Here is a 25,646-nt window from a genome sequence, read left to right on the forward strand (position 1 = left end):
CCCATTCATTCCTAAGCGGAGATCATCATGGAACTGCTTCAAGCGCTCTGGCTCGGCGCCCCAGTCTGGACCTGGCTGGTGTTCCTGTCCATCGTCGTGGTCCTGCTGGCATTCGACCTCGGCGTCCTGAACAAGAAAGACCATGTCATCGGGGTCAAGGAAAGCCTCAAGCTGTCGGCTTTCTACCTGACGGCGGGCCTGCTGTTCGGCCTGTGGGTGTGGCACGAATTCGGCAGCGAAAAAGGCATGCACTTCTACACCGGCTTCCTGATCGAGAAGAGCCTGTCGCTGGATAATATCTTCGTGATCTCGCTGATCTTCGCGACCCTGGCGATCCCGCCGCTCTACCAGCACCGGGTGCTGTTCTGGGGCATCATGGGCGTGATCATCACGCGCGGCATCATGATCGGCGCCGGTTCGGCCCTGGTGGAAAGCTATTACTGGACCCTGTACCTGTTCGGCGCCTTCCTGGTCTTCACCGGCATCAAGATGTTCTTTGTCGATACCAGCAGCGACGACATCCGCGAGAGCAAGGTGCTGTCCTGGCTGAAACGTCACATGCGCATCACGCCCGAACTGCACGGCAACCATTTCCTGGTGCGCCAGCCCGACCCGGCGCAGCCCGGCAAGACGCTGCTGTGGGCGACGCCGCTGTTCCTGGCCCTGTGCATGGTCGAGATCACCGACGTGGTGTTCGCGGTGGACAGCGTGCCGGCCATCTTCGCCATCACCAGCGACCCGTTCATCGTCTACACCTCGAACATCTTCGCGGTGCTGGGCCTGCGTGCGCTGTACTTCGCGCTGGCGGCGATGGTCGAGCGCTTCCACTACCTGAAGTACTCGCTGGCGGCGGTGCTGGTGTTCATCGGCTCGAAGATCTTCCTGGGCGACTTCGTGTTTGGCGGCAAGGTGCCTGCGGGGCTGTCGCTGGCCATCACGGGCCTGCTCATTGCCTCGGGCGTCCTGTACTCGCTGTGGCGCACCCGTCACAAGGGCCCGACACTGACCGGCTAGCCGATAGGGTGAACGCCTTCGACCGCCTAGCATCAGGCAGCTGCACGGCGCATCCCCCGCTCCCAGGTTCGCACCGCCGAACCTGGGATTTTTTTCGCTTGCAGATCTGTGCATACTGTATATACTGTGTATATGAGCATACACAGTGAACTTTCGATCTCGCAGACGGACGGCAGGCCGATGTACCTGCAGATCATCGAACAGATCCAGCACAAGGTTGCGGTCGGCGACTGGGAACCGGGCATGGTGTTGCCGTCGATCCGGCAACTGGCGGCCGACCTGCGCGTCAGCGTCATCACCATCAAGCGCGCTTACCAGGAACTGGAGCGCGAAGGCGTGATCGTGACCCAGCAGGGACGTGGCTCGGTCGTTTCGCAGGCTCCCGACCTGCGTAACACACTGTGGGAAGAAGAATTGTCGCAGTCGCTATCCCAGGCCGCTCGCCTGGGCAACCTGCTGGGGCTGTCACCGGACTCCCTGCATGCGCGCCTGCACTCGGCGATCCAACAACTGAAGGACGAATGATGACTCCGTACGCAGTGCAGCTGAACGCGGTATGCAAACGCTATCCCCATTTCATGCTCGACCAGGTCGACCTCACATTGGCGCCAGGCGCGATCCTGGGTTTCCTCGGTCCCAATGGCGCCGGCAAGTCGACGACGATCCGCATCCTGATGGGACTGGTGCATCAGGACAGCGGGACTGTTCAGGTCCTTGGCCGCGCCATGCCTGCCGAGGGCGCGCAGGCCAGGGCCGATATCGGCTTCGTGTCGGAAGACCTGCGCCTGTACGGCAGCGCCACGCTGCAATGGCATATGGACCTGGTCGCCTCTGCCTACCCGCGCTGGGACGCGGGCTATGCCGCCACCCTGCTGCGTCGCTTCGACCTGCAAGCGGGACGCAAGATCAAGGGCCTGTCGCATGGGCAACGCGTCAAGGCCGCCCTGTTGCTGGCGATGGCGCGCCGCCCGCGCCTGCTGGTGCTGGACGAGCCGACCACCGGCCTGGATCCGGTCGCGCGCCACGAGGTGCTGGCCGAGCTGATGGCCGTCATGGCCGACGAGGAACGCACCGTGCTGTTCTCGTCGCATAACACCCGCGACGTCGAGCAAATCGCCGATGCAATCGCCTTTATCGACCGGGGCCGCATCATCGATGCCAATGACAAGGAGTGCTACCTCGACCGCTGGCGCCGCATCCGGCTCGGCCTTCCTCCCGGGCGTACCCTGGCGCCGCTGCCGGGCACCGTGTCGCTGGCCGGCCAGGGGCGCACCCGCATCCTGACGACCAGCGCATTCAACGACGACTTCGCGCTCGCCTGCCAGGCGAGCGGCGCCAGCATCCAGGCTATCGAACCCTTGAGTCTGGAAGAAATCTTCGTCAACACGATCAACCATCGCAGGGAGGAAGTGCAATGAACATGCGCATGATCGGCATCCTGGTACGCAAGGACTTACGCCTGTTGCGCCTGCCGGTACTGTTCTACCTGGCGGCTGGTGCGCTGTTGGTCGGCCTGATGGGCGTCGAGCGCCACGTTGCGTTCTATGCGGGCAGCGTGCTCCTGATTACGGCACTGATCGCCCTCGGCTTCCATCCCACCATGGCCACCGTCGTCGGCGAGCGCAAGGAGCAGACCCTGGCCTTTGTCATGAGTATGCCGCTGACGCCCGCAGACTACCTGTGGTCGAAGCTGCTCGCCAACGTGGTGCTGTTCTTTATCCCATGGGCATTGCTGCTGGCGGCGACGGTCGGTCTGATCGTCGCGCGGCCAACGCTGCCGGACGGGCTCATTCCCTATTCACTGATCCTGTTCGGCGCGATCGCCACCGGTGCCGTGTTCATCCTGTGCGTGGCGCTGGCGACGGAATCGATGCAGTGGACGATTGTCGCCCAGGTCGGCTGCAACCTGGCCTTCCAGGGCGTCATGTACGGCGCTTCCAACGTGGCCGCGATCCGCTCGACACTCAACGGCGAAGCCGTGCTGTGGAGCGGCCCGGTCCTCCTGTTCCTCGGGCTCGAAGCAGCCTGCGCGCTGCTCATGTTCGCACTGACGCTCTGGCACCAGTCGCGCAAGACCGACTTCATCTGATCCTTCAGGCCTCTCATGTACACCGACCCGCATACGCCGTCGGCAGGCTCGTCACGCCTGCACGCCCTGGATGCCTTGCGTGCATTCGCCCTGTTGCTGGGAGTATTCTTGCACGCTTCCATGTCGTTTTTCCCGGGGCCGCCCATCTGGCTCGTGGACGATTCCGCGAGCAGCACGCTGCTCTCGGGCGCCTTCTTCGTGATCCATATGCTGCGCATGCCCACTTTCTTCCTGCTGGCCGGCTTCATGGCGCGCCTGAGCATGGAACGGCGCGGCGCAGGCGCGTTCTTCCGTGACCGGCTGTCCCGGATCGGCCTGCCCCTGGTCGTCGGCTGGCCGCTCCTGTTCATGGCGCTGATGGCCGCTGCCGGCATGCCGGAACGGACCACGCAGGTGTTCGCCATGCTGTCGCCCACCTCGTTCCCGCTGACCCACCTCTGGTTCCTCTACCTGCTGATGTTGTTCTACCTGGCGACGCTCCTGCATCCCCTGCTTGGCCGGCGCATTGCCCACCTTGCGGCGGTTTCCTGGCTGCGCCGGACGCTGCTGCATTCCTGGAGCCTGGTCCTGCTCGCCGCGCCGCTGTGCCTGAGCCTGTATTTGCATCCGTACTGGATCATGTGGTTCGGCATCCCCACGCCGGACCAATCGCTCCTGCCGACGCTTCCTGCGCTGGTCGGCTACGGCACCGCGTTCGCCTTCGGCTGGCTGGTCCAGCCGCAACCCGGCGTCCTGGAACAGTGGAGCGGTCACTGGGTGCGCCACTTGTCCGTGGCTTGCGCCTGCACCGTGTTCTGCATGGCGCAGGCCGGCGTGGCGCCGCTGCTGGCGCCGGCGCCGCAAGGCGGCGCCAAGCTGGCCTATGCGGCCGCCTACAGTCTCGGCGCGTGGACCTGGTCACTGGCACTGCTCGGCATGGCGCAGCGCTTTCTTTCCAGCTACAACGCCATCCGGCGCTACCTGGCAGATGCTTCTTACTGGATTTACCTCGTCCATCTGCCGCTGGTGGTCGCCTTGCAGGCCCTGGTATCGCACTGGGCCTGGCCCTGGATGCCGAAGTTCGTGCTGGTCGTCACGCTGGTCTTCGCGATCGCACTTGGCACCTATGCGCTGGCCGTTCGGCGGACCTTCGTCGGAGCCATCCTGAACGGCCGCAAACACACCTGATTCCGTTTTACTCACCAGAAAGGTCCCATCATGCGCACGTTCTTCCTGCTGCTCGCTTCCCTCCTCCTTGCCTTGCCTGGCAAGGCCGCACCTGCTCCCGAGGTGCAGGCCCTGCTCGACAAGCACCTGCAGGCCATTGGCCCCATCGACCGCGTCCAGACGCGCCGGCTGCACCTGCGCCTGATCGGACTCGCACCGATGGAACTGCCGGTGACGATCGAGGCCAGCCGGCCCAACCTGATTCGCAAGGAACTGAGCCTGCACGGCAACGTGCAGGTGACCGCATTCGACGGCAAGCAGGGGTGGAAGACCGATCCCTTCGTCCCGGGCGGCGACAAGCCGTCCGGCCTGCCTGCCGCCGAAGCAAAAGCGCTGGTGCAGGAGGCTGATTTCGATGGCGCCCTGGTGCGCCCTGCGATGAAGGGTATCCGGATTGTGTATGCCGGGCCTGCCGTGGTCGAGGGCAAGCCGGCCCACGCATTGAAGGTCAGCTTTGCTGATGGCACGTCCGCCACGGTCTGGCTGGACGCCACGAGTCATCTCGAAATCAAACGAACCCAGCACGGATTGGTGATGGGCGCGCTCAGGCCGATCGACATCTACAGCAGCGATTATCGCAAGGTCGGCGGCGAAGCCGGCGGCGTGCGCATCGCGCACCGGGTGGAGATTGGCCTGGCCGGATCGAAGGACCGGATGACGATCGTGGTCGACAAGGCAGAGTTGAACGTGCCCGTCAACATCGCGCGTTTCGCCCGGCCGTAAGCCCGGCCGGCGGATGGCGAAGGACGCGCGTGCCGGCGCTGCCGGACAGCGTTCGAGCACGGGAGCCGCTACCCGGCAGGCTAGCGCAGCGCCGCCTGCAGCCCGCGCGTCATCCGCCCCACCAGGGCCCGCCACAGGTAGCCGCCCATGGCCAGCGGGCGGCGGCGGTCGGCCCCGCGCCGCCCCATGCGCTGGGGCAGGAAGAAGCGCCCGAAGGTCGACAGTCCGCTGCGCCGCAGCGTCCAGAAACATCCTCCCGCATACACGGTGTCGAAACCGTCCTCGGCGCGCAGCAGCTGCAGCGCGGTCCCTGACAACATCGCCACGTGCGCTCCCACCTGCGGGCCCGTGTTGCCGCCCGTGTTGCCGCCCGTGTCGCCGCCCGTGTTGCCGCCCACTTCGCGCGGCTGCACCCGGAACCCGTGCCGGTACGACAGCTCCACGGTCTGGCGCAGGTCGGCCAGGTGCAGCAGCAGCGGACGCAGCAGGCCGAGCGCCTCCAGCAGCCGCGGCAGCACGTGCATCCCCGCCGTGACCCGCTCGTGGTAGCGGGAAAAGGCCGCTTTCAGTTCGCCCAGCGAGGCTCCCTGCGGACGCGACAGCGGCGCCGGCCGCGCCCGCCAGCAGGCGCTCCAGTGCGCCAGCGCCCGCTCGTGCGCGGGGGCGAGCGAGCCCGGCGAGTCGCGCTGCAGGTCGACCGTGGCGCCGGGCGCCAGGAAGCGCAGTACGCCGCGCAGGTTCTCCAGCCGCGACAGCTCCAGCAGCTCGGAGGGCGACAGCCGCCCGCCATTGAGCCAGGTGTTGTCGGCCCGCGAGAAGCGCGCGAACGAGGCGATCGGCAGCACCAGCTTCGGCCGGAAGTGCTCGACCTGGCTCGCCAGGCGCTCCACCGCAGCCTTGGCGGCCGCCTCGCGCAGCGCGAACTGTTCCGGGTTGCCGCACCAGCCCATGCTGCCGAAGCCGCTCAGCAGCAGGTCGATGCGCGACGCGGCCCGGGCGATGCGGGGCGCGGCGGCCTGGCAGGCGGCGGCGGTGGGCAGCGCGCGCTCGCCGAGGTTCAGGATGCTGCGCCCGCCGCAGCCGATCAGGCAGGCGGTGTCGCCGTCGCCATTGGCGAGCGCGGTCAGGCGCAGGTCGCCGGCCAGCCCCACGGTAACGCCGTCCGGGCACTCGGCCACCGGCAGCCGCAGGCCGCGCAGCGCGTCGCGGATGCGCATGTCGCGGCCGGGCCGGTACAGGAAGGTGGCAATGCCGCGGAATTCCGAGCGAAAGCGCCGCAGGAAAGGCAGCGCGAAGCGGTCCGCTTGCGCGCGCGAACACCATATATAGACGGGTACGCCGGCGGCGTTCAGGATGTCGAGCAGGGCCGCGTTGCTGGTCGAGCCATCCACCAGGCTCCAGGCGCCGTCGAGCACCGCGCCCTCGAGCCAGGGATCGCACACCAGCAGCGCGCCCTCGCTGCGCACCAGGAAGCAGGCATGGTTCAGGAAAGTCAATGTTGCGCGTGGCATGGCAGCACCTTTCGCGTGACGGAAGCCTCGGACGGCGGACGGCGGGAACCGGCGGCTGGCGCAGCCGCCGGACAGGCCCAGCGTAGCCGCGCGACACGCCCGGGGCATGATCCGTCACAATCGGACGCCATGGCCGCGCCGCCACACCGGGGCCGCCGGACTTCGCCAAACGCCGGGAAAGCTCTACAATAGGTTGATGTAAAGAATCTTTTTGCGCCTGCCCTTTTCTTCCTACGCTCCTGATCGGACTCCTGTCGCCATGTCCCCCGAATCCTTCCTGTTCGCCCCGCCGGCCACCCTCGGCGCCGCCCTCGTGGCCGCCCTGTTCGGGCTGCTCGTCGGGAGTTTCCTGAACGTGGTCATCCACCGGATCCCGAAGATGATGCAACGGGAATCCGACAACTACGTGGCCCAGGAAAGCGGCCGCGCGCCGCCGCACACCGATCGTTTCAACCTGATGGTGCCGAGATCGCGCTGCCCGCATTGCGGCCACGGCATCACGGCAATGGAAAACATTCCCGTCGTCAGCTGGCTGGCGCTGCGCGGCAAGTGCCGCAAGTGCAAGGCGCCGATCTCGCCGCGCTACCCGGCCGTCGAACTGCTCACCGGTATCCTGGCCGGCGTGCTGGTGTGGACCTTCGGCAGCGGCCTGGCCGGCCTCGCGACCCTGCTGTTCCTGTTCCTGCTGGTCGCAATGACCTTCATCGACATCGACACCCAGCTGCTGCCGGACGACCTGACCTATCCGCTGCTGTGGGCCGGCCTGCTGGTGAACCTCAACGCCACCTTCGTGCCCTTGCAGGACGCGGTGATCGGCGCCGCCGCCGGCTATCTGGTCCTGTGGTCGGTGTACTGGCTGTTCAAGCTCGTCACCGGCAAGGAAGGCATGGGCTACGGCGACTTCAAGCTGCTGGCCGCCCTCGGCGCCTGGCTCGGCTGGCAAATGCTGCCGGTCATCATCCTGCTGTCCTCGGTGGTGGGGGCGGTCGTGGGCATCAGCCTGATCGTGTTCGCCAGGCGCGGGCGCGACAAGCCGATTCCTTTCGGTCCCTACCTGGCGGCGGCCGGCCTGATCGCCCTGCTGTACGGCAGCGACCTCAGCGCCGGCCTGTATGGCGCACTGGCCGGCTGAGATGGATAAGCCGCACACGCTCGCCTTTTCGGTCGGCCTCACCGGCGGCATCGGCTGCGGCAAGACCACCGTGGCCGACATGTTCGCCGCCCTCGGCGCCTCGGTGATCGATACCGACACGATTGCCCACCAGCTCACCGCCCCGCATGGCGCTGCAATGCCGGCCATCCTGGCCGAGTTCGGCGCGGACTTCGCCACGCCCGAGGGGGCGCTGGACCGGGCCCGGATGCGCGCCCTCGTGTTCGCCGACGCCGTCGCGCGCGCGCGCCTGGAAGCGATCCTGCATCCGCGCATCCGCGACGCCACCGCGGCGGCGGCGGCCATTGCCAGCGGCGATTACGTGATCTATGTCGTTCCCCTGCTGATCGAATCCGGCACCTGGCGCGAACGCGTCACGCGGGTGCTGGCGATCGACTGCCCGGAGCAGGTGCAGATTGCGCGCGTGGTGGCCAGGAATGCCATGCCCGAAGCCCAGGTGCGCGCGATCATGGCGGCCCAGGTCACGCGCGAACAGCGCCGCGCAGCGGCCGACGACATCATCCTGAACGAAGCCGGACTGGAGGCGCTACGCCCCCAGGTGGAAGCGCTGCATGCCATGTATTTATCCCTAAACAAGCAAATATCGGGGTAAATTGCACCCAGCTTTAAGCTCAATCAATGTGACATTTGTAATTTTTCCCAGCATGGTTCAGAATCACGGGGTTGCTCGCCAGCCTACATTCAGAGGAATGTCATTTTGATCGTCTACGAATATCCTTTCAACGAGCGGATTCGCACGTTGTTGCGGCTGGAAGATTTGTACGATAAGTTCAAGTTTTTTGTGCAACAAGAACACCCCATGCAGCACCACGTGGCCCTGGCCACGATCTTCGACATGCTGGAAGTGGCCGGCCGCGCCGACCTGAAATCGGACCTGCTGCAGGAACTCGAACGGCAAAAGCAAAGCCTGCTGAGCTACCGCAGCAATCCCAACGTCGCCGTCGAGATGCTCGATGCCGTGCTGGCCGAACTCGACGCCGTGAGCGGCGCCCTGGGAGCAAGCCAGGGCAAGACCGGCCAGAACGTGCGCGACAACGAATGGCTGATGAGCATCCGCGGCCGCACCATCATCCCGGGCGGCGCCTGCGAATTCGACCTGCCTTCCTACTACGCCTGGCAGCACCGCCCGGCCGACCAGCGCCAGGCCGACATCATGGGCTGGTTCGCGCCGCTCGCGCCCCTGTTCGAGGCGCTGGCTCTGGTGCTGCGCCTGCTGCGCGATTCCGGCGGACCGGTCAAGATGATCGCCACCGGGGGCAGCTACCAGCAGATGCTGCAGGGGAAGATCTACCAGATGCTGCGCCTGTCGATCGACGATTCGCTGGGCGCTATCCCGGAAATCTCGGCCAACAAGTATATGCTGTGGGTACGTTTCACCACCCAGGACGGCGACTGCAAGCCCAAGGCGCTGGAAGAAGACGTGCCCTTCAACCTGACTCTCTGTAATTTTTAAGTTTGAAGTGATCGCGACATGACTGTTGTAGCCTGCCCGACCTGCGGCAAGAAGGTTGAATGGAGCCCGGCGAACAAGTTTCGCCCGTTCTGCTCCGAGCGTTGCAAGCAGATCGACCTGGGCGCCTGGGCGGAAGAGAAGTACACCATTCCCGGGGCCACCCCGAGCGGCCCTCAGGACGACAAGCCGACCGACGACTAATGGTGGCGATAGAACGGCGTGTTGGGATTATCACTGTTCAGTTTAGCCAAGGCTGTGCATCTGTAGCGTGGGCGGGGTGATCAGGCCAGTGGCCTGATTACGAACGCCCACGCGGTCGAATCACGGCGATACGGCCAGCGCGCCTGCTCAAAATCTGGCTATCACCGCGTGGGCGGGAGACCCGCCCACCCTACGACCTTCCTAACTGAACGGTATTAACGCGTTGGGGTGCTGTTTATTCCGCGGCCGCATAGCGGACCTTGTCCAGCCACTCCAGCAAGGGTATCGTCGCCGGCAGCAGCGGACTGACGCTGTACCCGCCCTGCCAGGCAAAAGGCTGCCCTTCCAGGCTTTGCGGCTCGCCTTCCCACGCGCGGCAGATGTAGAAATACAGGCGTACGTGCGCGTGCTCGTACACATGCTCGACGCAGCACCAGGCGTCGCCGCCCAGCACCCGGATGCCCAGTTCCTCGACGAACTCGCGCTGCAGCGCGTGGAAGATGTCCTCGCCCGGCTCGACTTTCCCGCCCGGGAATTCCCAGTAGCCCGCATAGGGCTTGCCCTCAGGGCGCTGGCCCAGCAGCACGTCGCCGTTGGGGCGCATCAGGATGCCGACCGCGACGTCGACCGGTTTTGCTGTCACTTCATTCATGGGAAGCGTCATCCGGCAGCCTGCCGGCATAATCCTTCGCAAACTGCCACGCCACCCGTCCCGAGCGCGAGCCGCGCTGCAGGGCCCATTGCAGCGCTTCCGTGCGCGCCGCTTCGACCTGCTCCGGCGTGCAGCCGAAGCTGGCCAGCCAGTGCGCCACGATGCCCAGGTAGTCGTCCTGCCTGAACGGATAGAACGAGAGCCACAGCCCGAAGCGTTCCGACAGCGAGATCTTTTCTTCCACCGTCTCGCCCGGATGCAGGTCGCCGTCCTCGCCATGCGTGTAGCCTGCGTTGTCCGACATCCGTTCCGGCATCAGGTGGCGCCGGTTCGAGGTCGCGTAGACCAGCACATTGTCGGACGCCGCCGCGATGCTGCCGTCGAGCGCCACCTTCAAGGCCTTGTAGCCGGCCTCGCCCTCCTCGAACGACAGGTCGTCGCAGAAGACCACGAAGCGCTCGGGCCGGCCCGCGACCAGTTCGACGATGTCGGGCAGGTCGGCCAGGTCGGCCTTGTCGACTTCGATCAGGCGCAGGCCCTGGTCGGCGAAGCCGTGCAGGCAGGCCTTGATCAGGGACGACTTGCCGGTGCCGCGCGCGCCCGTGAGAAGCACGTTATTGGCCGGACGGCGCAGCACGAACTGCCGGGTGTTCTGCTCGATCGCACGCTTCTGGGCGTCCACGTGCTGCAGGTCCTCGAGCCGGATGGTCGCCGCGTGCAGCACCGGCGCCAGGTACTTCCCATGACCATTCGCGCGCTTGCGCCAGCGGAAGGCATGGCTGCGCTTCCAGTCCGGCTCGCGCGGCAGCGCCGGCGGCAGCACCGCCTCCACCCGCGCGAGCAGGGCTTCGGCGCGGTGCAGGAACTGTTCCAGCGGGGTCACGCTGCGTCTCCGCTCAGGAACGGTAGTCGGCGTTGATCGACACGTAGTCGTGCGACAGGTCGCAAGTCCAGACGGTGGCGTTCGCGTCGCCACGGCCCAGGGTCACGCGCACGGTGATCTCGGCCTGCTTCATGACGCGCTGGCCGTCTTCTTCCTTGTAGTCCGGGTTGCGTCCGCCGCTCCTGGCCACCCACACATCGTCCAGGTAGAGATCGAGCTTGCTGGTATCCAGGTCGTCCACGCCGGCATAGCCGATGGCGGCCAGGATGCGGCCCAGGTTAGGGTCCGACGCGAAGAAGGCGGTTTTCACGAGCGGCGAGTGGGCGATCGCGTAGGCGATCTTGCGGCACTCTTCCACGCTGCCGCCCTGCTCCACCGTGATGGTCATGAACTTGGTCGCGCCTTCGCCATCGCGGATGATCTGCTGCGCCAGGTTGCGCGAGATGTCGGTGACGGCTGCCTTCAGCGCTTCGTATTCGAAGCCGCTGGCGCTATCGACCTGCAGGCTGCCCGCGCCGGTGGCGACGACGATGAAGGAATCGTTGGTCGAGGTATCGCCGTCGATGGTGATGCTGTTGAACGAGTGGTCGGCCGCGTGTTTCACCAGCTCGTCGAGCACCGGCTGCGCCACGCGCGCATCGATCGCCAGGTAGCCAAGCATGGTCGCCATGTTCGGCTTGATCATGCCGGCGCCCTTGCTGATGCCGGTCATGGTGACGGTATGGCCGCCGATGGTGACGGACCGCGATGCCGCCTTCGGCTGGGTGTCGGTGGTCATGATCGCCTCGGCGGCGTTGAACCAGTTGTCGGCCTTCAGGTTCGACACGGCGGCCGGCAGGCCGGCGACGACTTTCTGGATCGGCAGCTGCTCCAGGATCACGCCGGTGGAGAACGGCAGCACCTGCTGGGCATCGACGCCGAGCAGCTTGGCGACTTCCGCGCAGGTGGCCTGCGCATTGGCCAGGCCCTGCTCGCCGGTGGCGGCGTTGGCGTTGCCGGTGTTGACCACCAGCGCGCGGATCGGCTTGCCGCCCTTGGCGACGGCGGCCAGGTTGGCCTTGCTCACCTGGACCGGCGCCGCGCAGAAGCGGTTGGTGGTGAAGACGCCGGCCACGGTCGCGCCTTCGGCCAGTTTCATGACCAGGAGGTCCTTGCGGTTGGGCTTCTTGATACCGGCTTCGGCGAAGCCGATCTCGATGCCGTTGACGGGTTTCAGGTCGGCTGCGACTGGCAGGGGGGAATTGACGGCCATGGCGATCTCGATTGGAAAAATGGTGAATTCGATATTGTACCGCCAGCGGCCCGGGTGGCGGGCAACGCATGCCGGAGCAGCCGCCGGCCATGTTTTTCTTTATCGCATGCGTAATAATGCTTGACCTAAATAATGCTTGACCCTGACGCAAGGTGAGGCTCGACAGTGGCTGCACGCATGAAGAACAGGAGCTGAACGATGCTGAAAGTGGGAGAACTCGCGGCGCGCGCCGGACTGACGGTCCGCACGCTGCACCATTACGACAGCATCGGGCTGCTCTCGCCTTCTGCGCGCACCGATGCCGGCTACCGGCTCTATGACCGCGACGACGTGGCGCGCCTGCAGCAGATCCAGGCACTGCGCGCGTTCGGCATGGCGCTGGCCGACATCGGTGCCTACCTGGACAGTCCCTCGGCCTCGCCGCTGGCCATCGTCGAACGCCAGCTGGCGAGCCTCGACCGGCAGATGGCGGAGGCGGCGCGCATGCGAGATCAACTGCTGCGCCTGCGCACGCGCCTGGCCGCCGGCGAGGAAACGGATCTGTCCATTTGGCTAAGCACTCTGGAGCAGATGAACATGTACGAACGATACTTTACGAAGGAAGAACTGGCGCGGCTGCCGCTGTACCAGAACCCCGAGGCGCAAGCCGAATGGCGCGAACTGGTGCGTCATGCGCAGTCGCTGGTGAACCGCGGCGTCGCGCCGGACGCGCGCGAGGCCAAGGCCTTTGCCGAGCGCTGGGTGGGCTGCGTGGAGCGCGACAGCGGCGGCGATCCCGCCTTCATCCTGCGCCTCACCGCCATGAGCGGGCAGGATGCGCAGGCGCAGAAGGACATGGGCTTGAACCCTGCGCTGCTGGCCTATATGCGCACGGCGATCGCCGAGATGCGCTTCGCCATCTACGCCCGCTACCTGCCGGAAGCGACCATGCAGCGCATGCGCCGCCACCACGCCTTCCACTCGGACGAGTGGATCGAACTGGCGATGCAGATCCGCGCATGCATGGCGGCCGATCCGGAGGCGCAGTCCGGGGATGCCCTGGCGCTCACCCGGCGCTGGTTCGCGCTGTTCCACGACATGGTGGGCGACGATCCCGAGGTGGTGGCGCAGTTCCGCCGGGCCGGCAGCGTCGAGCCCATGCTGCACCTGGGCACCGGCATCGGCGACGACCTGGTCGCCTTCCTGCGCAAGGCCGGAGAACGCTTGCGCGCGCCGACTGCTTAGTCGCAGTCCTGCGCGACCCGCTTCATGCGCAGGACCACCCTGGTGCGAATGGGCGCCCTCCCGACGCCAGGCTCCTTCGCCTCCATCTCGGCGAGGGTACGCGCTGCGGCTTCGCGCTCTTCCGGATCACCGTTCCGGGCCACATTGGCCATCATCCTGCGTATCTCCGGATGGGTTCGCAGGCCGGCGCCGCTCGTCGCAGGGTGGCGCTCTTCCTCCAGGATGGTTTCCCAGGTCTGGTCGTCCACCTGGCGGACCGAGAAACTTGCCCGCCCCCAGGGACAAGTACTGTCGAACACGACGCGGTCGCCTTGCAGCACACCGGATACGTCCGTGCAGCCGCTGTCGCGCATCAACTGCGGCAACCCCGGCCTTTGCGCGGTCTTCGAGCAAAGCAGCTCAGGCTTTTGGAATACGGCGCCATCATCGGGATGGCGAAGGCCAAGATCCGCCGTAGCGCGAATCTCGAACAAGCCGGATGGGGCGAAATGCCTGCCCTCCTGTCCAGCAGCTCCCGTGCCCAGCGCCAGTACTGTTCCCAACAGGATCCATCGTGCTACTTGCATGCCCCCTCCGCCTGGTCGAAGCCTCATCGTAACCCGAACGGCGTCCCGACGGATCGCCAGCGCAGCCCTGGCGCGCGCTTTTATGCGCGGCGCTTGAGCATGGCGCGGTTCAACGCGGGATCGACAGCGCCAGCGTCTCCTTCAGCTCTTCCATCACCACATAGCTCTTCGACTGGCCGGCGTCGGCCACGTGCAGGATCTCGCCCAGCAGGCGGCGGTATTCCGACATTTCCGGGATCCTGGCCTTGATCAGGTAGTCGAAGTCCCCAGATACGAGATGACACTCCATCACCTCGGGGATGCCCAGCATCGCGCGGCGGAAGCGGTCGAAGGCCTTTTCGGATTTCTGGTGCAGCGTGATCTCGACGAACACCAGGATCTGGAGGCCCATGGCCTGCGGGTTCACGCGCGCATGGTAGCCGCTGATCACGCCGTCGCGCTCCATGCGCTTGACGCGCTCGATGCAGGGCGTGAGCGACAGGCCCACCTGCTCGGCCAGGTCCTTCATGGCGATGCGGGCATCCATTTGCAGCACGGACAGGATGTGCAGGTCGATCTTGTCGAGGACGCGGTTGGAACTCTTCTGGACGCGCATGAATTTCTACTGAAAACCCGTGTGATAACAGAAACCATTATTCCATTAGGGGCGGTATGATGGCAATCTTTTCTAAATCCGGCATTTCTTCATTCAGGACATAGCACATGCGCGTTCTCGTACTGGGCAGCGGCGTGGTCGGCGTGACCACCGCATACTATCTGGCCAAGGCAGGCCACGACGTCACCGTCATCGACCGTCAACCCGGCCCTGCCCTGGAAACGAGCTTCGCCAATGCGGGCCAGATCTCGCCGGGCTATGCCTCGCCGTGGGCGGCGCCGGGCATTCCGCTGAAGGCCGCGAAATGGCTGTTCCAGAAGCACGCACCACTGGCGATCCGCCCGGACGGCTCGCTGTTCCAGCTCCAGTGGATGTGGCAGATGTACCGCAACTGCACGGCCGACCGCTACGCCGTGAACAAGGAGCGCATGGTGCGCCTGGCCGAGTACAGCCGCGACTGCATCCGCGAACTGCGCGCCCAGACCGGCATTGAATACGAAGGCCGCACCCTCGGCACGATCCAGCTGTTCCGCACCCAGCAGCAGCTGGAGAGCGCCGGCAAGGACATCGAGGTCCTGCGCCAGGCCGGCGTCGAGTACGAACTGCTGCAGGGCCGCGAGTTGGGCAAGGCCGAGCCGGCGCTGGGCAATCACGCCACCCTGGTCGGCGGCCTGCGCCTGCCGAACGACGAAACCGGCGACTGCCAGCTGTTCACCGCCCGCCTCACCGCGATGGCGCGCGACCTGGGCGTGCGCTTCGAATTCGACACCGATATCCAGGCCCTCGACATTAAGGACGGCCAGATCGCAAGCGTGCGCACCGACAAGGGCGCCTTGAGCGCCGACCGCTACGTGCTGGCGCTGGGCAGCTATTCGCGCCTGCTGCTGAAGGACCAGTTCACGCTGCCGGTCTACCCGCTCAAGGGCTACTCGATCACCGTACCGATCACGAACGCGGACCGTGCGCCGGTGTCGACCATCCTGGACGAGAGCTACAAGATCGCCGTCACCCGTTTCGAAGACCGCATCCGCGTGGGCGGCATGGCCGAGATCGCGGGCTACAGCAAGTACCTGAACCGGGCGCGCCGCGCGACGCTCGAGATGGTGGTGAACGACCTGTTCCCCGGCGCCGGCGACACCCGCCAGGCGTCGTTCTGGACCGGCCTGCGCCCGATGACGCCGGACAGCACCCCGGTGGTCGGCGCCACCCCGCTGCGCAACCTGTTCGTCAACACCGGCCACGGCACCCTGGGCTGGACCATGGCCTGCGGCTCGGCCGCCGTCATCGCCGACCTGGTGAGCGGCAAGAAGCCGGCGATCCGCGCCGACGACCTGGCGGTGTTCCGCTACGCCGGCACGACGCAGCGCGGCGCCACCCCGGAACTGGTCAAGGCGTAAACCGGCGATGGCTGATTCCGTGGATGCGTCCCGTGCGGGGGCGCGGCTGACGGTCGACCTCGGTGCGATCCGCAGCAACTACCGGCACCTGGCCGGGATGACGAAAGGCGCCTGCGCGGCGGTCATGAAGGCCGATGCCTACGGGCTCGGCATGGAACAGGTGGCGCCCGCGCTGGCGCTTGAAGGCTGCAAGGTGTTCTTCACCGCCCACCTCGACGAAGGCATCCGCCTGCGCCAGCTGGTGCCCGAGGACTGCGCCATCTACGTGCTGCACGGGCCGCCGCCGGGCACCGCGAAGGACTGCTTCCAGTACGACCTGCGCCCGGTGCTGAACGACCCGGGGCAACTGCAGGAATGGCGCCGGCTGGCCCGCACGCTCGGGCGCGAACTGCCTGCCGCGATCCAGCTGGACACCGGCATGTCGCGCATGGGCATGGCCCCGGCCGACCTGGCAAGCCTGTCGGCAGAGCAGGACTGGCTCGCCGGTGTTTCCCCTACCCTCGTGATGAGCCACCTGGCCTGCGCGGACGAATCCCCGCACCCGATGAACGAGGCGCAGCGCCGCCGTTTCGACGCGCTGCGTGCCCTGTTCCCGGGGGTGCCGGCCAGCCTGGCCAATTCCTCCGGCGCGTTCCTCGGCCCCGGCTTCCATTACGACCTGCTGCGTCCGGGCGCGGCCCTGTACGGCATCAACCCGCGACCGGGCCATCCGAATCCGCTCAGGCAGGCGGTGTCGCTGCATGCCCGCATCGTGCAGGTGCGCAGCGTGTGCGAGGGCGACGTGGTTGGCTATGGCGCGCACCACGTGTGCGCGGCCGAGCGCCGCATCGCGACGATTTCGGTGGGCTACGCAGATGGCTGGTTCCGTTCGCTGTCAGGGCGCGGGTTCGCCTTCGTCGACGGCGTCAAGGTGCCGGTCGTCGGGCGGGTGTCGATGGACAGCATGGGACTGGACGTGACGGACATCGCGCCGGAGCGCGTCGCTCCCGGGGCCGAGGTCGAGCTGATGGGCGCATCGCATCCCGTCGACGAGGTGGCGGCGCTGGCCGGAACCATCGGGTACGAGGTGCTCACGCGCCTGGGCAGCCGTTTCCACCGGGTCTACGCCTGAGCGTACGGCAAGGACAGGTGTCGAGGTTTTTTACACGCGGGGAACACTAACAGTCGCTTCCCCTCGCAAACCATTGATAAGAAACCAGGTCTTGGCCAAGGCACGAATATTGCTGACTCTCTACGATGTGGTTTGCACCGTCTATAGGGAGTTCTCATGGCAACGATCGACATCAAACTTACGCAGGCAGCCTATGACCGCGCCGCACTAGCGGCTGAGCCCGGCAGTCTCTTCCGCGGCCTGCTATCCATGCTGGCCGATGCCGCCGCCGGCGTACAGGACGACTCCGCCGACGTCAGCGGCTACACCTTCAACAACGGCACGTTCCGGCTGAATTTCCCCGACGGCTCCTTCGACGAGTTTACGGGCATCAACTCCGCGACGCCGGGGGCACTCAAGGGGACGGCCATGGCCACCGGCGCACGCCTGTTCGTGCCCGGCGAAGGCCAGTCCGAGCAGCGCGGCATCTACAACTTCAGCTATGACCTGAGCGGCGCCAAGCCCCAGGCAACGCGTTTGTCCTCCCTGACGACATCGATCACGGTCGAGTCGCTCTACCCGGCTTCGTCATCCGATTACGACGCGGTCCTGGGCAACGGCAAGCTCGATGCGAAGGGAACGATCACGGTCGATGAAAATGGCATGCTGAGCGGCAGCATCTTCAAGCTGAGCTTCACCCCCGAAAAATTGCTGCGTTCGTTCAACCTGGACGGCGTGTTCCAGGTGTCCGGCGATGTGCGCAGCATCGGCGACGGCAACAGCGAGCTCGCCGTGGACGGCAGCCTTGCGCGGGTCGACATGCTGTACCTGGATGGCAGCCACGTCGTGGCCAGCGGCCTGGCAGCCCAGGTGAACGGCGCCGGGCTCGCTTCGCCGCTGCAGCTGGCGCTAGCTGCCGCCTCCCCGGGAGACGACAGCATCCGCGTCGAGCTGCCCGCCGTACTGAAGCAAATCCATACGGTTGCTTCCGGCGATGGCAACGACACGATCACCCTGGCGGGCGGAGGCGGCATGCTGCATGCCGAGGCGGGCGCAGGCCGGGACACCATCATCGTCGCCTCCGACAGCCACCGCATCGACGGCGGCGCAGGCATCGACACGCTGGTCTACCAGGGCGTGCGCGGCGCCTACACGATCGCGAAGACGGCAGCCGGCTTCACCGTCAGCGGCAACGGCGGCGTGGACACGGTCAGCAATGTCGAGCGCGTGCTCTTCGGCGCCGACGGCGTCGCCTTCGACGTCGACGGCGCGGCCGGCAAGGCCTACCGCGTCTACCAGGCGGCCTTCGACCGCGCGCCGGACAAGGGCGGAATGGGCTTCTGGATGCAGGCGCTCGAGAAAGGCTTCGGCCTGGAGGCAGTGGCCGCCGGCTTCATCGACAGCACCGAATTCGTGCGGCTGTATGGCGCCAATCCAACCAACGAGGCCTTCGTGACGCGGCTGTATGCCAACGTGCTGCACCGCCCGTATGAGCAGGCCGGTTTCGATTTCTGGGTCGCCGCGCTGAACAAGGGCGCCGCCCGCGAAGCGGTGCTGGCCAGCTTCAGCGAGTCGCCGGAAAACCAGGCCCAGGTCATCGGGACCATCCAGAACGGCATGGAATTCAGCCTGCCCGGCGCCTGAGCGAGCAGGCAGCCCATAAAAAAACGGCCGGGTGTGTGCACCCGGCCGTTTTCATTCCAGCGACTTGCGCTTATGCCAGGATCAGGCCAGCCTGCCGTGGCACTGCTTGAACTTCTTCCCGCTGCCGCACGGGCAGGGATCGTTGCGGCCGACCTTCACGCCCATGTAGGTGCTGTGGTCTTCCGCCGCCACCGCGGCCGAGTCCGCGCGCACCGGGTTCGGATTGAGCAGTTCTTCCGGCGCCGCCGACGGGTTGAAGTCGGCGTGCTGGAAGTTGAGGTTTTCCAGCTGCGCAGCCTGGGCCGCCATTGCCGCTTCCGCCGCTTCCACTTCTTCGCGGGACTGGATGCGGACCGTCATCACGGTGCGGATCACTTCGTTCTTGATCATGTCCAGCATGCTGCTGAACAGTTCGAAGGCTTCGCGCTTGTATTCCTGCTTCGGGTTCTTCTGGGCGTAGCCGCGCAGGTGGATGCCCTGGCGCAGGTGGTCCAGCGCCGCAAGGTGTTCGCGCCAGTGGGTGTCCAGGCTCTGCAGCATGACGTTGCGCTCGAAGCCGCCAAAGGATTCCTTGCCCACGACCGCGACCTTGTCGTCGTAGGATGCGGCGGCCGCCTTGATCACGTGCTCGAGGATGTCGTCGTCGTTCAGGTTCGGATCGTCGGCCAGCATCTTCTGCAGCGGCACCGCCAGGCTCCATTCGGCGGCCAGCACCGATTCCAGCGACGGGATGTCCCACTGCTCTTCCACCGACTCGGCCGGCACGTACTGGCGCACCAGCTCGGTGAACACGCCGGTGCGCAGCGAGGCGATCAGCTCGGCCATGTCGCTTGACTCGAGCAGCTCGTTACGCTGGGTGTAGATCACCTTGCGCTGGTCGTTGGCGACGTCGTCGTATTCCAGCAGCTGTTTGCGGACGTCGAAGTTGCGGGCCTCGACCTTGCGCTGGGCGGTTTCGATGGAACGGGTCACGATGCCCGCTTCGATCGGTTCGCCTTCCGGCATCTTGAGGCGGTCCATGATCGCGCGCACGCGGTCGCCCGCGAAGATGCGCAGCAGCGGATCGTCCAGGCACAGGTAGAAGCGCGAGGAACCCGGATCGCCCTGGCGGCCCGAACGGCCGCGCAGCTGGTTGTCGACCCGGCGCGATTCGTGGCGCTCGGTGCCGATGATGTGCAGGCCGCCGGCGCCCACCACGTGGTCGTGCAGCGACTGCCATTCGTCGCGCAGCTGCTGCGACTGGGCTGCCTTGTCGGCGTCCGCCAGCGCCGGATTGGCTTCGATCAGCTGGATCTGTTTCTCAACGTTGCCGCCCAGGACGATGTCGGTACCACGGCCCGCCATGTTGGTGGCGATGGTGATCATCTTCGGACGGCCCGCCTGCGCGATGATTTCCGCTTCGCGTGCGTGCTGCTTCGCGTTCAGGACGTTGTGCGGCAGGTTCGCCTTGGTCAGGATGCCCGACAGCAGTTCCGAGTTCTCGATCGAGGTGGTGCCCACCAGTACCGGCTGGCCGCGCTCGTAGCAGTCGCGGATGTCGTTCAACATCGCGTTGTACTTCTCTTCGGCCGACTTGTATACCTGGTCCTGGCGGTCCTTGCGCTGCGAGGGCTTGTTCGGCGGGACCACCACGGTTTCCAGGCCGTAGATCTCCTGGAATTCGTAGGCTTCGGTATCCGCGGTACCGGTCATGCCGGCCAGCTTGCCGTACATGCGGAAGTAGTTCTGGAAGGTGATCGAGGCCAGGGTCTGGTTCTCGTTCTGGATGCGCACGCCTTCCTTGGCTTCCACGGCCTGGTGCAGGCCGTCGGACCAGCGGCGGCCCGTCATCAGGCGGCCGGTGAATTCGTCGACGATCACCACTTCGTTGTTCTGCACCACGTAGTGCTGGTCCTTGTGGTACAGGACATGGGCGCGAAGCGCCGCGTACAGGTGGTGGACCAGGGTGATGTTGGCGGCGTCGTACAGCGACGCGCCTTCCGGCAGCAGGCCCCATTCGGTCAGGATGGCCTCGGCGCGCTCATGGCCGGCCTCGGTCAGCAGCACGGTGTGCGCTTTTTCGTCCTTGGTGTAGTCGCCCGGGACTTCGATCTTGCCCTTGCCGTCCGGGGTCTCTTCGCCGATCTGCTGGGTGAGCAGCGGCGGCAGCGCGTTCAGGCGCTGGTACAGGTCGGTGTGGCTTTCGGCCTGGCCGGAGATGATCAGCGGGGTACGGGCTTCGTCGATCAGGATCGAGTCGACCTCATCGACCACCGAGAAGTTCAGGCTGCGCTGCACGCGTTCGCGCACGTCGTAGACCATGTTGTCGCGCAGGTAATCGAAGCCGAATTCGTTGTTGGTGCCGTAGGTGATGTCCGACGCGTAGGCCTTCTGCTTGCTGTCGTGGTCGAGCTGCGACAGGTTCACGCCGGTGCTCAAGCCCAGCCAGGCGTACAGGCGTCCCATCGACTCGGCGTCGCGCTGGGCCAGGTAATCGTTGACGGTAATGACGTGCACGCCCTTGCCGGACAGGCCGTTCAGGTAGACCGGCAGGGTCGCCATCAGGGTCTTGCCCTCGCCGGTGCCCATTTCGGCAATCTTGCCCTGGTGCAGAACCATGCCGCCGATCAGCTGCACGTCGAAGTGGCGCATCTTCATGACGCGCTTGGCGGCTTCGCGGCAGACGGCGAAGGCTTCCGGCAGGATATCGTCGAGGGTCTCGCCCTTGGACAGGCGGTCCTTGAACTCGGGAGTCTTGGCCTGGAGTTCGGCGTCCGACAGCTTTTCCATCTGGGGCTCGAGCGCATTAATCTGGCGCACGGTCTTTTGGTATTGCTTGAGCAGTCGCTGGTTACGGCTGCCGAAAATCTGGGTCAGGAATGACATTGCTGTGTTCTAGAAAATTACGCCGCAAAAAGAGCCCGGGGAAAGCCTGGATGGCTCGCCGAAGACCGCCTATGGCAAAAAGCTACTGATTTTATCATGCGATCCGGCCACACTTGGGGACGATGGGCAGGATAACAAGTCTGCTGAGCAGGTGAATGTTATCAAATTGCACTAGCCGGCAGCGTTCCGCCACATTGTCCGCGATTCCGCCCGCCCTGAGAGGCCCAGGCTGTACGTTTGATCCGCAGCGCATGCGCTTTGTGATATGTTGCGGGCATACGCCTTCCTTCCATCCGCTTTCCTTTATTTTCCCACGCTCCCGTGCATATCTACGGTACCAAGAACCGGCAGACCTCGATCGTCGCGACGGACTTCCTGCGCAAGAACGACCGCATGGCCAGCCTGCTGCCCGCCGCCATGCGCATGGCGCGCCTGCAGTCCGACTGCGCAGCGATCCTGCCGGTGATGGCCGGCAACACCGACGTGATTTCTTTTCAGGACGGGCTGCTGGTGCTCGCCGTGCCGAGCTCGGCCGTGGCGGCACGCATGAAGCAGATGCTGCCCAAGCTGCAATCGGCGCTCGCAGGGCGCGGCTGGGCGGTGGAAGCGGTGAAGCTGAAGGTGCAGGTGAGCCGCGCCATGCCGGACGAGAAGCCGCAGATGCGCACGCTGGAGTTGCCGAAGACGGCAGTGCAGGCCTTCGAGGAGCTGGCCGAGTCGCTGGAGGAGACCAGCCAGAACAAGGACCTGGTGGCGGCGCTCAGGAGGCTTGCGGAGAAGCGGAAGTAATCCGCCTCGAGCACCCAACAATTCCCCCATGGGGTCTTGTCAGGCGCTCCTTGGTCACATCTGCGCCCACTCCCTCGTCATCTGCCGCAGGTAGGATGGCGGCGCCTCGCCCAGCGAAGCGAACTCCACCCACTCGTAGGCATCCGGCGTGGCCAGCAGCTTGCGCAGCAGTTCGTTGTTGAGGGCGTGGCCCGACTTGTGCGCGGTGTAACTGGCCAGCAGCGGGTGCCCGACGATGTACAGGTCGCCGATCGCATCCAGGATCTTGTGGCGCACGAACTCGTCTTCATAACGCAGGCCGTCCGCGTTCAGGATCCGGTACTCGTCCATCACGATCGCGTTTTCCAGCGAGCCGCCGCGCGCCAGGCCCATGCCGCGCAAGGTTTCCACGTCCTGCATGAAGCCGAAGGTGCGCGCGCGCGCCACGTCGTGGACGTAGGAGACGTCGCCGAAGTCGACCGAGGCGCGCTGCATGGTGCCGTCCACGGCCGGGTGGTTGAATTCGATGAAGAAGTCGAGCCTGAAGCCGTCGTAGGGCGACAGGCGCGCCCACTTCTCGTTGTTGCCGCTGCCCTGGCGGATCTCGACGTCCTTCAGCACGCGGATGAATTTCTTCGGCGCATCCTGCTCTTCCAGGCCGGCCTGCTGCAGCAGGAACACGAAGGAAGCGGCCGAGCCGTCCATGATCGGGATTTCCTCGGCCGTCACGTCGACCGTGAGGTTGTCGATGCCCAGGCCGTAGCAGGCCGACATCAGGTGCTCGACGGTGGAGACGCGCGCGCCGTCCTTGATGAGGACGGTCGCCATCCGGGTTTCGCCGACCACGTCGGCCGCGCTCGGGATCGCCACGATGGGATCGTAGTCGACCCGGCGGAAGGTGATGCCGGCGCCCGGCGGCGCCGGACGCAGGGTCAGCTCGACCTTGGTGCCCGAGTGGACACCGACACCGGTGGTGCGCACGACCTGTTTGATGGTTCGTTGTTTCAGCATCCGCCGATTATAGCCCAGCGTTTCCCGTAGCGCTGACGCCCCCTTACGGGTGGTCGGACTCCACATGCACTTTTTCGTGGCGAATCAGATACATGCCGCTGCCGATGATGATCGCCGCCCCCACCACCGTCCAGCCGTCCGGCAGGGTCTGCCACAGCAGCCAGTCGAGGCCCACCGCCCAGGCCAGCGCCGTGTATTCGAAGGGCGCTACGCTCGAGGCATCGCCCCTGGCGAAGGCTTCGGTGATCGCCAGCTGGCCGATGAAGCCGGTCAGCGCGAGGCCCAGCAGCAAGGGGATGTCGCCCATGCCCATGCCGACCCATCCAGGCGCCGCCAGCAGGCCGGCGCCGGCCGACATCATCACCATCAGCCAGAACACCATGTGCTCGCTGCGGTCGGTCTTCGCCAGGATGCCGACCGTGATCGCCGAGACCGCGTACATGGCCGCCGCTCCCAGCACGGCCAGGCCGCCGATGGTGAGAAAGCCCGCGCCGCTCGGGCGCAGCACCACCAGCACGCCGCCCAGTCCAACCGCGATGGCGATCCAGCGCGCCACGCCGACGCGCTCCTTCAGGAACCAGACCGACAGCGCCGTGATGATCGCCGGCGCGATGAAGAAAATGGTATAGGCCTCGGCCAGCGACAGCTTGCGGATACCGAAGGCGAAAAAGCTCAGCATTGCGATACCGAGCACCGCGCGCAGGACGTGCAGCGGCCAGCGGATGCGGAAGATGTCGCCATAGCCGACCTTGAGGCCGACATAGACGATGATCAGCGGCAGCGAGGTGAGCGAGCGCAGCGCGGCCACCTGGATGGCCGGGTAGCGTTGCGACAGGACTTTCATCACCGTGTCCATCAGCGCGAACATGAACACGGCCAGCATCATCGCGTAGATGCTGTAGAGATTTCCGGCGGGACGCTTCAAAGGCTTTTTTCCATGAACAGGCTGAGCGGGTCGGGCCGGTAGGCGCCGAAGGGCTCGCAGCGGGTAAAGCCCGCGCGTTCGTACAGGCCGATCGCTTCCGGCTGGTGGATGCCGGTTTCCAGCCGCAAGACCTGCAGGCCGGACATGCGAGCGAACACGGTCAGCTGGTCCAGCAGCTGGCGTCCGGCGCCGGCGCCGCGGCGCGCCGGGTCGACGAACATGCGCTTGACCTCACCGTAGCCATCGCGCCTGACCAGGGCCGCGCAGCCGGCCGCCCTGCCCTCGACATCGCGCGCGACCAGGAACAGCACGCCGTCCTGCATCAGCGACGCGATGTCCAGCAGGTGGTTCGACTCGGCGGGATACAGCGCGGCGCAGTAGGCGTCGAGCTGGTCCAGCATGGCCCGCACCTCGGGCTGGTCGGGGGATTCGGCATGGATGAGCATGGGATAAAAAACGGCGCCGCAGCGCCGTTTGCAGGAATGTTAAGACTTTTAGAGCGTCTAAAAAACCCCCGAGAGCAAGGCGCATCGTCGAAGACAGTACGCTAGTACGGCGAGACGATGCAACGCAGCTATCGGGGGATTGTTAGGCGCTCTCAGCCCAGTTGTTCCAGCATCTTTTCGGCGCTCGACACCTCGAAGCCGGCGGTCTCGACGTTCAGTCCCTTCACGACGCCGTCTTCGACCAGCATCGAGTAGCGCTTGCAGCGGGTGCCCATGCCGTGCTTCGAGAAGTCGGCGTCCAGGCCCAGGGCCTTCGAGTAGTCGCCATTACCGTCGGCCATCATGCGCACGATGCCGGTCGATTTCTGGTCGCGGCCCCAGGCGCCCATGACGAAGGCGTCGTTCACCGAGATGCACCAGATCTCGTCGACGCCCTTGGCGCGCAGCGCATCCGCGTGCTTGACGTAGCCCGGCACGTGCTGGGCCGAGCAGGTCGGGGTGAAAGCGCCCGGCAGGCCGAAGATGACGATCTTCTTGCCCTTCGCCAGGTCGGCGACCTGGAAGGTGTTCGGGCCGAGCGAGCAGCCTGCGGTTTCGGTTTCGATGAATTCCGACAGGGTGCCTTCCGGCAGGCGGTCGCCGACTTGAATGGTCATGGGGTGTCCTTGTTGTGTTTTGAGAATCCGGCAATTATCGCCGATGTCTCACGAGTCTGCAGAATAGGTTCTTCGTAGGGTGGGCGGGGTGATTTCGGCCAATGGCCGGCATCACAAGCGCCCACGCGTTCAGCCAGGGCCGGCGTCGTGGCAGAACAACCGTGAGTCGAACGCGCGGGCGGCAGAGCCGCCCACCCTGTTAGAGCAAAGTTGTAATGTCCGGATCTAGCAAAGTTGAAATGTCCGCTTTTGCTAGATAGCTCATGCTGTCGACTCCGAATCGTTTGGAGTCCAGTGTGAGCAA

General features: G+C 65.6%; 26 protein-coding genes. 15 read left to right on the top strand and 11 right to left on the bottom strand.

Translation table 11 applies throughout. The annotated features are described in order from the left end of the window. The first annotated feature begins 27 nt into the window (after window positions 1–27). From AC56KL_RS22275 to AC56KL_RS22300, 6 genes are all read left to right on the top strand, one after another. Entirely contained in the window at window positions 28–1,014 is a 987-nt protein-coding gene (locus tag AC56KL_RS22275) for a TerC family protein (RefSeq protein WP_497182366.1), read from the top strand. Between the two features lie 180 nt (window positions 1,015–1,194). Continuing rightward, the gene (locus AC56KL_RS22280; RefSeq protein ID WP_497182367.1) at window positions 1,195–1,539 is read left to right on the top strand and encodes a GntR family transcriptional regulator; all 345 of its coding nucleotides are present in this window, start codon (window positions 1,195–1,197) and stop codon (window positions 1,537–1,539) included. After that, entirely contained in the window at window positions 1,539–2,432 is an 894-nt protein-coding gene (locus tag AC56KL_RS22285; RefSeq protein ID WP_497182368.1) for an ABC transporter ATP-binding protein, read from the top strand. Before AC56KL_RS22280 ends, AC56KL_RS22285 begins: the two co-directional genes overlap by 1 nt. Further along, a complete protein-coding gene (locus AC56KL_RS22290) occupies window positions 2,429–3,103 on the top strand; it encodes an ABC-2 transporter permease (protein WP_497182369.1) in 675 nt (224 codons plus the stop codon). Before AC56KL_RS22285 ends, AC56KL_RS22290 begins: the two co-directional genes overlap by 4 nt. 15 nt (window positions 3,104–3,118) lie before the next feature. Next, window positions 3,119–4,270, top strand: a complete 1,152-nt coding sequence (locus AC56KL_RS22295) for an acyltransferase family protein (protein ID WP_497182370.1) — start codon at window positions 3,119–3,121, stop codon at window positions 4,268–4,270. 30 nt (window positions 4,271–4,300) lie between these two features. Then, window positions 4,301–5,032, top strand: a complete 732-nt coding sequence (locus AC56KL_RS22300; RefSeq protein ID WP_497182371.1) for a hypothetical protein — start codon at window positions 4,301–4,303, stop codon at window positions 5,030–5,032. Between the two features lie 80 nt (window positions 5,033–5,112). On the opposite strand, the gene AC56KL_RS22305 is transcribed toward AC56KL_RS22300, so the two are convergent. After that, on the bottom strand, window positions 5,113–6,543 hold the full coding sequence (locus tag AC56KL_RS22305) for a hypothetical protein (RefSeq protein ID WP_497182372.1): 1,431 nt from the start codon (window positions 6,541–6,543) through the stop codon (window positions 5,113–5,115). Between the two features lie 259 nt (window positions 6,544–6,802). On the opposite strand from AC56KL_RS22305, the gene AC56KL_RS22310 reads away from it, so the two are divergent. The 4 genes from AC56KL_RS22310 (at window position 6,803) to yacG (ending at window position 9,368) form a co-directional block, all read left to right on the top strand. Next, a complete protein-coding gene (locus AC56KL_RS22310; protein WP_497182373.1) occupies window positions 6,803–7,675 on the top strand; it encodes a prepilin peptidase in 873 nt (290 codons plus the stop codon). 1 nt (window position 7,676) lies between these two features. After that, a complete protein-coding gene (gene coaE, locus AC56KL_RS22315) occupies window positions 7,677–8,306 on the top strand; it encodes a dephospho-CoA kinase (protein WP_497182374.1) in 630 nt (209 codons plus the stop codon). 105 nt (window positions 8,307–8,411) lie between these two features. After that, window positions 8,412–9,167 carry a cell division protein ZapD gene (zapD, locus tag AC56KL_RS22320; RefSeq protein ID WP_497182375.1) on the top strand — a complete coding sequence of 252 codons (756 nt, stop codon included), beginning with the start codon at window positions 8,412–8,414 and terminating at the stop codon, window positions 9,165–9,167. An 18-nt stretch (window positions 9,168–9,185) separates the two neighbouring features. Further along, window positions 9,186–9,368, top strand: coding sequence for a DNA gyrase inhibitor YacG (gene yacG / locus AC56KL_RS22325; protein ID WP_497182376.1), 183 nt, complete (start codon window positions 9,186–9,188; stop codon window positions 9,366–9,368). A 235-nt stretch (window positions 9,369–9,603) separates the two neighbouring features. Here yacG and AC56KL_RS22330 read toward each other — a convergent pair whose 3' ends face one another. The 3 genes from AC56KL_RS22330 to argJ are packed head-to-tail and all read right to left on the bottom strand — an operon-like array spanning window position 9,604 to window position 12,155. Beyond that, a complete protein-coding gene (locus AC56KL_RS22330; protein WP_497182377.1) occupies window positions 9,604–10,020 on the bottom strand; it encodes an NUDIX domain-containing protein in 417 nt (138 codons plus the stop codon). After that, the gene (locus AC56KL_RS22335; protein ID WP_497182378.1) at window positions 10,013–10,903 is read right to left on the bottom strand and encodes an ATP-binding protein; all 891 of its coding nucleotides are present in this window, start codon (window positions 10,901–10,903) and stop codon (window positions 10,013–10,015) included. The genes AC56KL_RS22330 and AC56KL_RS22335 overlap by 8 nt, the downstream gene beginning before the upstream one ends. 13 nt (window positions 10,904–10,916) lie before the next feature. Further along, complete coding sequence (argJ, locus tag AC56KL_RS22340) at window positions 10,917–12,155, bottom strand: bifunctional glutamate N-acetyltransferase/amino-acid acetyltransferase ArgJ (protein WP_497182379.1); 1,239 nt, start codon at window positions 12,153–12,155, stop codon at window positions 10,917–10,919. Between the two features lie 198 nt (window positions 12,156–12,353). Here argJ and AC56KL_RS22345 point away from each other — a divergent pair, with 198 nt between their 5' ends. Then, window positions 12,354–13,379 (top strand): MerR family transcriptional regulator, encoded by a 1,026-nt coding sequence (locus AC56KL_RS22345; protein WP_497182380.1) that lies wholly within the window; start codon window positions 12,354–12,356, stop codon window positions 13,377–13,379. Here AC56KL_RS22345 and AC56KL_RS22350 read toward each other — a convergent pair. Both AC56KL_RS22350 and AC56KL_RS22355 read right to left on the bottom strand, forming a co-directional pair. Continuing rightward, the gene (locus AC56KL_RS22350; RefSeq protein ID WP_497182381.1) at window positions 13,376–13,945 is read right to left on the bottom strand and encodes a hypothetical protein; all 570 of its coding nucleotides are present in this window, start codon (window positions 13,943–13,945) and stop codon (window positions 13,376–13,378) included. The two genes, AC56KL_RS22345 and AC56KL_RS22350, sit on opposite strands and share 4 nt — an antisense overlap. Before the next feature lie 109 nt (window positions 13,946–14,054). Beyond that, entirely contained in the window at window positions 14,055–14,540 is a 486-nt protein-coding gene (locus AC56KL_RS22355) for an Lrp/AsnC ligand binding domain-containing protein (protein WP_497182382.1), read from the bottom strand. Window positions 14,541–14,647: 107 nt separating this feature from the next. Here AC56KL_RS22355 and AC56KL_RS22360 point away from each other — a divergent pair, with 107 nt between their 5' ends. The 3 genes from AC56KL_RS22360 (at window position 14,648) to AC56KL_RS22370 (ending at window position 18,671) form a co-directional block, all read left to right on the top strand. Next, entirely contained in the window at window positions 14,648–15,937 is a 1,290-nt protein-coding gene (locus tag AC56KL_RS22360; protein WP_497182383.1) for a D-amino acid dehydrogenase, read from the top strand. 7 nt (window positions 15,938–15,944) lie between these two features. Further along, window positions 15,945–17,048 carry an alanine racemase gene (alr, locus tag AC56KL_RS22365; protein ID WP_497182384.1) on the top strand — a complete coding sequence of 368 codons (1,104 nt, stop codon included), beginning with the start codon at window positions 15,945–15,947 and terminating at the stop codon, window positions 17,046–17,048. A 156-nt stretch (window positions 17,049–17,204) separates the two neighbouring features. Beyond that, window positions 17,205–18,671: a DUF4214 domain-containing protein gene (locus AC56KL_RS22370; protein WP_497182385.1), complete on the top strand. Its 1,467-nt coding sequence runs from the start codon at window positions 17,205–17,207 to the stop codon at window positions 18,669–18,671. A gap of 81 nt (window positions 18,672–18,752) precedes the next feature. Here AC56KL_RS22370 and secA read toward each other — a convergent pair whose 3' ends face one another. Continuing rightward, window positions 18,753–21,536: a preprotein translocase subunit SecA gene (gene secA, locus AC56KL_RS22375; RefSeq protein ID WP_497182386.1), complete on the bottom strand. Its 2,784-nt coding sequence runs from the start codon at window positions 21,534–21,536 to the stop codon at window positions 18,753–18,755. Window positions 21,537–21,857: 321 nt separating this feature from the next. On the opposite strand from secA, the gene AC56KL_RS22380 reads away from it, so the two are divergent. Next, window positions 21,858–22,325 carry a DciA family protein gene (locus AC56KL_RS22380; RefSeq protein ID WP_497182387.1) on the top strand — a complete coding sequence of 156 codons (468 nt, stop codon included), beginning with the start codon at window positions 21,858–21,860 and terminating at the stop codon, window positions 22,323–22,325. 54 nt (window positions 22,326–22,379) lie between these two features. Here AC56KL_RS22380 and lpxC read toward each other — a convergent pair whose 3' ends face one another. From lpxC to AC56KL_RS22400, 4 genes are all read right to left on the bottom strand, one after another. After that, window positions 22,380–23,315, bottom strand: a complete 936-nt coding sequence (gene lpxC, locus AC56KL_RS22385; protein WP_497182388.1) for a UDP-3-O-acyl-N-acetylglucosamine deacetylase — start codon at window positions 23,313–23,315, stop codon at window positions 22,380–22,382. A gap of 43 nt (window positions 23,316–23,358) precedes the next feature. Then, window positions 23,359–24,201 carry a DMT family transporter gene (locus tag AC56KL_RS22390; protein ID WP_497182391.1) on the bottom strand — a complete coding sequence of 281 codons (843 nt, stop codon included), beginning with the start codon at window positions 24,199–24,201 and terminating at the stop codon, window positions 23,359–23,361. A gap of 35 nt (window positions 24,202–24,236) precedes the next feature. Then, window positions 24,237–24,686: a GNAT family N-acetyltransferase gene (locus AC56KL_RS22395; RefSeq protein WP_497182389.1), complete on the bottom strand. Its 450-nt coding sequence runs from the start codon at window positions 24,684–24,686 to the stop codon at window positions 24,237–24,239. Window positions 24,687–24,838: 152 nt separating this feature from the next. Then, window positions 24,839–25,342, bottom strand: coding sequence for a peroxiredoxin (locus tag AC56KL_RS22400; protein ID WP_497182390.1), 504 nt, complete (start codon window positions 25,340–25,342; stop codon window positions 24,839–24,841). Window positions 25,343–25,646 lie beyond the last annotated feature (304 nt).

The organism is Telluria sp. ZB4P34, from assembly GCF_059686055.1.